9 protein-coding genes are annotated in these 7,826 nt (G+C 43.1%); 5 read left to right on the plus strand and 4 right to left on the minus strand.

The genetic code is table 11. From position 1 onward, the window contains the following. Positions 1-69 precede the first annotated feature (69 nt). Genes RMO27_RS13165 through RMO27_RS13180 form a run of 4 tightly spaced genes read left to right on the plus strand, consistent with a single transcriptional unit; the run spans position 70 to position 5,019 of the window. Positions 70-1,875 carry a hypothetical protein gene (locus tag RMO27_RS13165; RefSeq protein WP_309733178.1) on the plus strand — a complete coding sequence of 602 codons (1,806 nt, stop codon included), beginning with the start codon at positions 70-72 and terminating at the stop codon, positions 1,873-1,875. Continuing rightward, a complete protein-coding gene (locus RMO27_RS13170; protein WP_309733180.1) occupies positions 1,872-3,332 on the plus strand; it encodes a hypothetical protein in 1,461 nt (486 codons plus the stop codon). The genes RMO27_RS13165 and RMO27_RS13170 overlap by 4 nt, the downstream gene beginning before the upstream one ends. Beyond that, the gene (locus RMO27_RS13175; RefSeq protein WP_309733182.1) at positions 3,329-4,015 is read left to right on the plus strand and encodes a hypothetical protein; all 687 of its coding nucleotides are present in this window, start codon (positions 3,329-3,331) and stop codon (positions 4,013-4,015) included. The genes RMO27_RS13170 and RMO27_RS13175 overlap by 4 nt, the downstream gene beginning before the upstream one ends. Beyond that, entirely contained in the window at positions 4,012-5,019 is a 1,008-nt protein-coding gene (locus RMO27_RS13180; RefSeq protein WP_309733185.1) for a hypothetical protein, read from the plus strand. Before RMO27_RS13175 ends, RMO27_RS13180 begins: the two co-directional genes overlap by 4 nt. Before the next feature lie 479 nt (positions 5,020-5,498). On the opposite strand, the gene RMO27_RS13185 is transcribed toward RMO27_RS13180, so the two are convergent. The 4 genes from RMO27_RS13185 to RMO27_RS13200 all read right to left on the minus strand — a co-directional run bounded on the left by RMO27_RS13185 (position 5,499) and on the right by RMO27_RS13200 (position 6,797). Then, the gene (locus tag RMO27_RS13185) at positions 5,499-5,669 is read right to left on the minus strand and encodes a hypothetical protein (RefSeq protein WP_309733187.1); all 171 of its coding nucleotides are present in this window, start codon (positions 5,667-5,669) and stop codon (positions 5,499-5,501) included. Between the two features lie 51 nt (positions 5,670-5,720). Then, positions 5,721-5,879 (minus strand): hypothetical protein, encoded by a 159-nt coding sequence (locus tag RMO27_RS13190; protein WP_309733190.1) that lies wholly within the window; start codon positions 5,877-5,879, stop codon positions 5,721-5,723. A gap of 77 nt (positions 5,880-5,956) precedes the next feature. Beyond that, positions 5,957-6,352, minus strand: coding sequence for a hypothetical protein (locus tag RMO27_RS13195; RefSeq protein WP_309733192.1), 396 nt, complete (start codon positions 6,350-6,352; stop codon positions 5,957-5,959). Between the two features lie 157 nt (positions 6,353-6,509). Beyond that, the gene (locus tag RMO27_RS13200; protein WP_309733195.1) at positions 6,510-6,797 is read right to left on the minus strand and encodes a helix-turn-helix transcriptional regulator; all 288 of its coding nucleotides are present in this window, start codon (positions 6,795-6,797) and stop codon (positions 6,510-6,512) included. 451 nt (positions 6,798-7,248) lie between these two features. Between RMO27_RS13200 and RMO27_RS13205 the strand changes: the two genes are divergently transcribed. Next, entirely contained in the window at positions 7,249-7,818 is a 570-nt protein-coding gene (locus RMO27_RS13205) for a 3'-5' exonuclease (RefSeq protein ID WP_309733197.1), read from the plus strand. Positions 7,819-7,826: the final 8 nt, after the last annotated feature.

Raw genomic sequence — 7,826 nt, forward strand, 5'->3', positions numbered from 1 at the left:
GTACAGGCTTACTGTATTGAACCAATCCGTTGCAACTTTTATAAAATAGCCAAAGACTATCCTTGAAAGATGCTTTTTAGAATAAGTGCTACCGGTAATCAATATTTAGGTGAATTCCCAATATATCAAGATGGATGTGAACACCAACCAAATTTACCGCCAGCAGTTCTCGATCGAGGTTCACCATTTGCATATCGCTTAAATCCTGAAGTGGTCTATGTAAATGCTTGTTCAACCTATCAGCTACCCTTTGCGGTCGGAGTTGGCACAAACATCTATCGTGAGATTACAGAATACACTTTTTGGTCACAGTACACACTGTACGAAGCTTTTTATGCTGCTAACGCTCAATTGTTTCCAGCCTATATAGGCGCAACGGAAAAAGAGGTTGTAGCCCCACGACAAGGGCGATCTGTCAAACCTGCCATTAGAGTTGAAAATAGTAACGGTGTAGCATTTTACGGTTATGCAGAAGTATCTTTTTTTGCTAGCAAGGCTAAGTACTATAAATATGTTGAAGGTGAAAACTCTCTACGGATACCTGTGAAACCTAATTACAGAAGTTTGGTAAATGGCTATTACTTGGACGTTCGCAAGCTGCCAAAATCTCAACCAATAACACCTGCCAAAACACAGCAAGTTAAGATTGGGTATTATCGCGAAAGCACGAACGATCCAAAGTTGGCGATCGAATGGATGCATTACACACTAAACCTAGTCAAAGGAGTACCCTATTTTCTGCCAATCGAGTATCCAGTACTTGGTACTTTTTATTGTGATGATGAGGCTATTAGCTTACAGATACGTAACTTGGCTTCAGGTTCAGACTACTACCCATATGCCTATTTATTTGAGGAAAGCTTGCCAAGTATATTTAATAATTGGAATGATTTATATCAATCAAAACTAAATCAACCATTAAACATTCCCGATTTAGGTGCAGGAACAACGATTGAAAATATTAATTATTTTTACTATGAACAAACTAGTAGAACCCTAAGAGCGATGGGCGGAAATAATAATATGTGGAATAATCGCCCTAGCCCTACCGATGATATAAACCTAGATCTCACACATCCATTTTGGATCGTAGATAACGACCGATCGTATAACTGGTGGTTCGCTCCTCAATCAGATCAATCATATGGCACTGTTACTATGCATAATCCTAAAATCGATGAAATTCGCGAAGCTCTGAATGCAGGTTATTACGCAAAAAATCCAACTAGTGGAGAGACTAGAGTAGCCAATTTAGGCCATTTAATCGAGAAGATTGCGGATCTATTTGGGTATCGACCAGAAGCCGACGGCACTATTGACCATGATAAGGCGAGAGCTTTAGTTAGGACTATCGTATCTAAAGATAAACCTGTAGATCCAACCAAGGTAGGCGTAACTAGTTTTGGTGAATTAGGGATGTTGGTGAGACGGTTAACTAATCGTTTTACAGGTAATAAGATAACGGCTGATGAATGCGTAATCGTCAAAGATCTCCCAGCATTATTGGCCGAATATATGGATCAAGTGAATTTAGCTCTAGGTATCCAAGAGAGTAGCGCGATATCAGTTCAAACCCAAAACGGGATAGCCAAATATGAAAACCAGTTACAGGTAATAACTGAGCTGCTGAATTTAGCTATCTCCAGCAATGACATGATCCGATCTGCCTTGGTGAGTTCCCTGGTTGCCCAAGGTCAAACATCAGAGTTAATTGCAGGTATGGGATTACCATCAGTGACCAAAACTATCCCAATCGAGATCGATGGCAAAATCTCCGATCTGCCATATCAGGGCATCGCTGCACATCGATCTATCTCACAAGAGATCGCCGTCTGTACCCAGAATGTGGGCATCGTTGCCGGACAATTGCTATGAGTGATGATATTCCAGCAGGTAGTCAGTTTCCCGACATCCTCAAGGCTAAGCTAGGGCTGAAATTGCAGGATATTGTCAGTGGGATGCTTAATAAGGATCAGGAGTTTTTTCAGCTCGCACAGGACAAGAAAGTAGCACTTAACAAACAGCGAGCGATCGATACTAAATCATTTGTCCTCTCCCAGTCAGATGCGATCGATCGGGGTAACACCAACTCATGTGAAACAAAGGCCAAGTTTGACAAGATTGCCAAAAAACAGGCCGCTAAAGTCAAGCCTGTGGTAATGCCAAGCTCTAAAAGCAAGTCACCTCTAGGCAGTGGCAAGAATAAGCAGAAGTTGCCCAAAACTATTCAGTCATCACCGACACAGGGTGCGCGCTCTCGGCCACCATCTCTGTCTAACACTAAAATTAACCAGGCTTTAGCAGCTGCTATCGATACTAGTAATTTCTATATTCAAGCGATCGATGCAAATCAATCATCAGCTAAATCCAAGCGAAATTTAGAGAAATTCACTCAAGCTCAAGACGGCCAGAGAGGCACGTCGATCGGAGATCGGGCGGTGGTATTTAGTGCCAATGGGACACCGATGTATGGTGATAGCTATTTGGACAAGAACCTACAAGAGAATCTGGCAGCCAATCAAGCCACCTCTAACGCCCCAATATCCCAAATCCCTAAGAAGATCGAAACCGGACAGCCGATTAGTCCCAATCCACTCCAACAGCAATCACGCGCCAACGTTACCCCAAAAGGCAACACCACCGCGAACCTGATCGCATTGGGGACGATTGCAACAGCGATCACGGCTGTCTTGTTCCTGTTCCAGCATGTATTGATCTTTGTCGAGTTGATCTTACAAATTTCCTCAGTCACTTCCACAATTACCAATATTGCGGGTTCATTTGTGGCAATTCTAAATAATATGGGATCTCTATTTGGGTTAGGAGAGGGATTACTAGACCCACTCTCGAAAACATTCGATAGTATTTTAAATAATGTTTTTGGTAAGGAGAAAGTAGATTATATTAAGTTGCAGTTTGCTAAAGTTTCAGCCGTCTATGTTGCTGGGACAAATATGCTTAGTAAAGTAGCTTCCATGGAGAATTCCCTTGGTACGGTGACGGCTGATAATGCCAATAATACTAGCAAGATTGGCAACGCATTGAAGGCAATGAACATGTTAGCGACAGGTTCCGGCTGGATGCGTGAGGATAATAAGATTGCTACTACCACCGGAAAGGTTGGAGATAAATTAAGCACTATTAATACTTTATCTACTGGTTTGACTGATATTACTAATGATATTAAGTCAGCCAAAGAACAGTTAGAAACTTTAGATAAGGAACAAGAATCTAAGGATAAAGCCACTAAGGAAGGGGAAGCTAAAGCCACTGAAAAACACGAGGATGCGACGGTTCCCGATGCTGATAAACTCAAGGTTACAATCTCATGAGTACCCCTAACGCCAATAAGAAATCTAGTAGTTACAAGGTCTTGATTCAAGTAGCCATGAAGCTGCATAACCCACAGGTGATCGAGGCATACCAGCTAAACCTAGAGGAGGAGCAAGACCAGATCCAGCCGATCTATAGTAAGTACTTGCGGATTTATCCAGAAGATTCAGTGTGGGAAATCTTAATCAAATTCTGCCTATTCTATCTAGTTGATGGCAGGCTGTGGGTACAATCATCAATCCCGATGTGGTGGGCACAGAAGAAGGAAAACTTCAAACCGCAATTAGCAATTCAATATCGTCCTGTCGGAACTCGCAAGAAATTTTCATTTCGTTCTTATGCCAATAATCCGACGTTACATATCCCTCACTACAATGGCGAAAATAGACCGTACTTGCCTAGTTATACTATCGGTAGATATCGAGTAACTTATATTCTCAAAGACCAAACGTCAATCGTGATTAATGCGAGCACGCTGGAAGAAGCTGAGAAAGTAGTAATTCAACATGCAAATTACACTAAATTAGATAAACGGCCTGAAGGTTCAGTTGAAGACAATCTGACCAGGACTAGGAGTAATAAAACACCAAGGATGAATGGAGTAAAGATCGAACCATTCAAAGGGGAATACTTTACAGGAGGGGAGTACGGAATTAATACGCTAGTGAGAATTCAATTATGACAATTATTAATCAATCTGAATTAAATCAATTAAGATATCTAGACCAAGCTTTGATGTGGGCAATTATGTCTATCAATAATAGTAATCTGGACTCTCGGAATAATTATATATCTGACAATGCTGCGGTGCGCGCTGAATCCAAAGATTATATTACTTGGTCGGTAACGCAGGATGATAACGGGGCGGGGCGGTTTGTATTTAGTGCGCTGCTGCCGATCGTTAATCCGCACCCACTGGAAGATAAACAGTCAATTTTAGAGCGAATCTGGAGTTATTCGCCTTACGATCCCTCGATGACGATCGATGTTGGTATGGATGGTTATGGCTGGCCGATGCCCGATAGACCGACATGGTGTGATAGCACTGAACGGCTACTGGCATATCTAGCCGTAATTGCTAGCAAGCTGACATCGTACCGAAACCTGACTAAATTCACCGCTGAAGAACTGGCACTAGTTCACTATGAATACTGGGGTGAATGTCAGTACATAATGTCCGACACTCCTTATGGTGGGACGATGACGATCGCTGGATATCTGACTATCGATTGGAATTCATATCTACAGGGTAAATCGCTGATTAAGTGTCTCAATCCGTACAGCGCACATGCCAGCGACATCAATTGCAATTTCCCCGATCTGGTGCAGTTATGGAGTGTCCCGAGTGTCGATCTAGATCTGCCAGCGGCGGAGATAACCGATCTGATTCCATCCACGGGAGAATACAGCGTTATTGATGGCACCGAGGTAAGTAGCCAAACGACTACAGCCGACTCGCTGATTAGGTCTTACGGTCAAACTACCTATATTGCTGAGTATGCAAATAACTTATTCGGCGGTGCTTTGGGTACCTACCTATCAGCAGCAGACGCGGTGAATAATACTAGTGCTGGATTGGGTAGCAGTACGCCAAAATTAATCGAGTCGATTACTACCTGTAAGGAGCAAGATCCGGATTTGGCTAGTTATGCGACGACATTGGCGGATAAGGTGAATGTCAAGTAGAATACCCCTTAATCGCAATGGCTTAGGAGGATGGGATAGTCAGATTATCGGTGGGAATAATAGGAAGGTATTTACTACCAACTTGTGATGAAGACCGCGATCGGCTATCCCAATTATTACACTCTGATTTGTAAGCGAGCATCAGCATCACCAGGTTGTTTTAGACCGCTACATTTACACAGAGGTAACTATAACGATATTCGAGACGTGATGCATCAGATTATCAATTACCGGACTAGATACGTTGATACGGATCTAATATTTATGATTGAAGCTGCTGACAGAAGACCGATCGGGTGGGTACATCCTAGTAGATATATATCCGAATAATCAATAGAACTATGATAAGTAAAAGAAGACTAGATCGAATAATTCAGCTTCAAAAAGAGTTAGATGCTCTGACGGGAAATCGTAGATTGACTAGAAGAAGACGCATTTGGTTTAGAGAGCCTAAACCAAAGAACCCTGATGATTATTGCTCATGAAGTAAGTGAGTAACCCTCTCTGACTAGATGACTTATTTCACTTCTAATTACTTCTGCCATTGTCATGCCGTTGACTCTACACCACTTTTCAAAGGCTTGCTTATCATCAGGACTCATCGGTACTTCTACGCGAGCATGGACGCGATTTAGTTTCTGTCTAGACATTTTCTGGGTAGATTTACGGAATATCACCCAAGATTCTAATACATTTTTGATTCAATCGTCATAGGATTTGAGCATTCCTGAGAACTCACTCAGATCGGATGCTGGGTTAATCGGTCGGTAGCGGGGCGATCGCCATTCGATACCAATCCAGATGATGGATGCTCCTCGATGCAGTCTGAGGATGAGTGGTAGTTGCCATTTGCGCTTCATGTTGGGGTGTCCCGATCGTTTGGGTGCATCTTACACTAGTTGGTAGGATAAGGGGAGGGGGTGGATCGATCGAGAATTTAAGGTTCAAATTTAGGTATTAACGTAGGTTCAGGAGGTTGCGGTTGCCTTGCGGCTTCTTCTTTATCAATTTTCATTATTGTTCTCACAGCAGTTCTAATAGATTCTTTGGAATAATCACTGCATTCTACTTCAATATCAGTTGTCCAAGTCCCAGAGCTTGATGGGCGTGAATGTTGAAATAAAATAGTATCATTATCACGATCCATGTCCCAAATAGTAGCTAATATCCACCCAGCCTTTAATTGCCTACTAATTCTTATCCCATGCTTCGGTTGATGTTCATCTCTACCATCAGAAATTGATTCAACTTGACATCTTGAATTCTTCTCATCTGATAGTAGAAAGTAATCATCGATAGTTAGAATAACGTCTGCAATATCAGGGTGGTGCATTTTGTCAGATTAAAATAGGTTCATCTTTTATTTCATCAAGACATTCATGACACTGCTGTGATCTCAAGCACAGCATACTTTTTAGTTACCTTTTACCAAGAATATAAATTGATACTAGAAAGCCGGATCGATCGATCCAGCTTTATTCACATGCTGGTTAATTCGCAGATGATAAGTGCATCTCCTCATCTAATTTACTTTGCTGGGTGACTGAATTATCAGAGCTAATTGGAGGAAATGCCGAAATAAGTTCGTCTATGGGGCAACCATAGATTTCAGCCCATCTCTTGATTTTCCACATTGGGAGGTGAGGCTCTTGCACTCTCTGTTCCCATTTTGCAACCGTGGCTTGCGTTACTCCCAATGCCACAGCTACATCCATTCGGCTCTTGCCAGCACGTTTTCTCAGATCCATCGAACTAGTTGATCTTTTGTTGTCTTCCATAGTACCATCAAAAGGTATCTGTGAAAAGATACCCTTCCACAGATGACCTGCTAATTAAAGTGTGTACGGGCTTTAAAGTTTGCCGCTCTGTAGCCCGTACATCCCCTATTTTCTCATCTCTTTGAAAACTATGCCCCAAAGCATACCCTCCAACATCTAGACCAACACCACCCTGTTCAACGTTCCATCACACCAGGAAAAGCTCGGAGCTGTCAGAGAAGACAACAACCCACTGGTGAAATCGAACCGCTCACACACAGACACCAAAAACCACTGGACAGGTCTACCCCGTCCAGTGGCAAAAGTGGCGACACCTGCCCGCTAAGGCAATAAACCCGAAGATTTAGACGAAGTTCGTCGCAAGTACGGTTGAGTCAATAGAAAAGTGGTGTGACAGCGGCTGGAGAGACAGCCGACCACCAACCAGACCCAACAACAAGGAGCCTAATCAATGAACGATCGCAACGAGGCCATAAACTGGGCAAAGTCCATACTCGACTCACCCAACGACTACTATATTCTCGACACCGAAACCACCGGATTATCAGGCCCAGAAATTATCGAACTAGGCATCATCGACCTCGACGGCAACGAAATCATCAATCAGCGGTTTTGCCCCAAAACCAAGGTAACTGAAGGAGCCACTAATATCCACGGCATGACTAATATCAGCCTTCAAGATGAACCGCTATTCGACAGCGTTATCGACTGCTTGAACGAGCTGATTTTTGACCGCAAGCTCCTGGTCTATAACCTTCCATTTGATCGAGAAGCACTGTTTTTCACTTTTGGCGATCGAGGGTATGACGTGCCACCGATCGCCGGCGAATGTGTCATGCAATGGTACAGCCAATTTTGCGGCGAGTGGAACACATACCGAAGTAGCTATCGCTGGCAGAAATTACCAGGGGGGGATCATTCCGCCATCGGGGACTGCAAAGCGACCCTCCAAGTCATCAAAGGTATGGCCGCGAGTCCTTTAGCTATGGGTTTGATGCCGATGGAATCACCAGCGGCTTGAAAACTATG

This window comes from Chamaesiphon sp. OTE_75_metabat_556 (genome assembly GCF_031378165.1).
Lineage (GTDB): Bacteria > Cyanobacteriota > Cyanobacteriia > Cyanobacteriales > Chamaesiphonaceae > Chamaesiphon.

What these genes read in the sequence shown, in the direction of transcription:
- RMO27_RS13165 (WP_309733178.1), top strand. Translation starts at nt 70, where the DNA reads ATGCTTTTTAGAATAAGTGCTACCGGTAATCAATATTTAGGTGAATTC.
- RMO27_RS13170 (WP_309733180.1), top strand. Translation starts at nt 1,872, where the DNA reads ATGAGTGATGATATTCCAGCAGGTAGTCAGTTTCCCGACATCCTCAAG.
- RMO27_RS13175 (WP_309733182.1), top strand. Translation starts at nt 3,329, where the DNA reads ATGAGTACCCCTAACGCCAATAAGAAATCTAGTAGTTACAAGGTCTTG.
- RMO27_RS13180 (WP_309733185.1), top strand. Translation starts at nt 4,012, where the DNA reads ATGACAATTATTAATCAATCTGAATTAAATCAATTAAGATATCTAGAC.
- RMO27_RS13185 (WP_309733187.1), bottom strand. Translation starts at nt 5,669, where the DNA reads ATGTCTAGACAGAAACTAAATCGCGTCCATGCTCGCGTAGAAGTACCG.
- RMO27_RS13190 (WP_309733190.1), bottom strand. Translation starts at nt 5,879, where the DNA reads ATGAAGCGCAAATGGCAACTACCACTCATCCTCAGACTGCATCGAGGA.
- RMO27_RS13195 (WP_309733192.1), bottom strand. Translation starts at nt 6,352, where the DNA reads ATGCACCACCCTGATATTGCAGACGTTATTCTAACTATCGATGATTAC.
- RMO27_RS13200 (WP_309733195.1), bottom strand. Translation starts at nt 6,797, where the DNA reads ATGGAAGACAACAAAAGATCAACTAGTTCGATGGATCTGAGAAAACGT.
- RMO27_RS13205 (WP_309733197.1), top strand. Translation starts at nt 7,249, where the DNA reads ATGAACGATCGCAACGAGGCCATAAACTGGGCAAAGTCCATACTCGAC.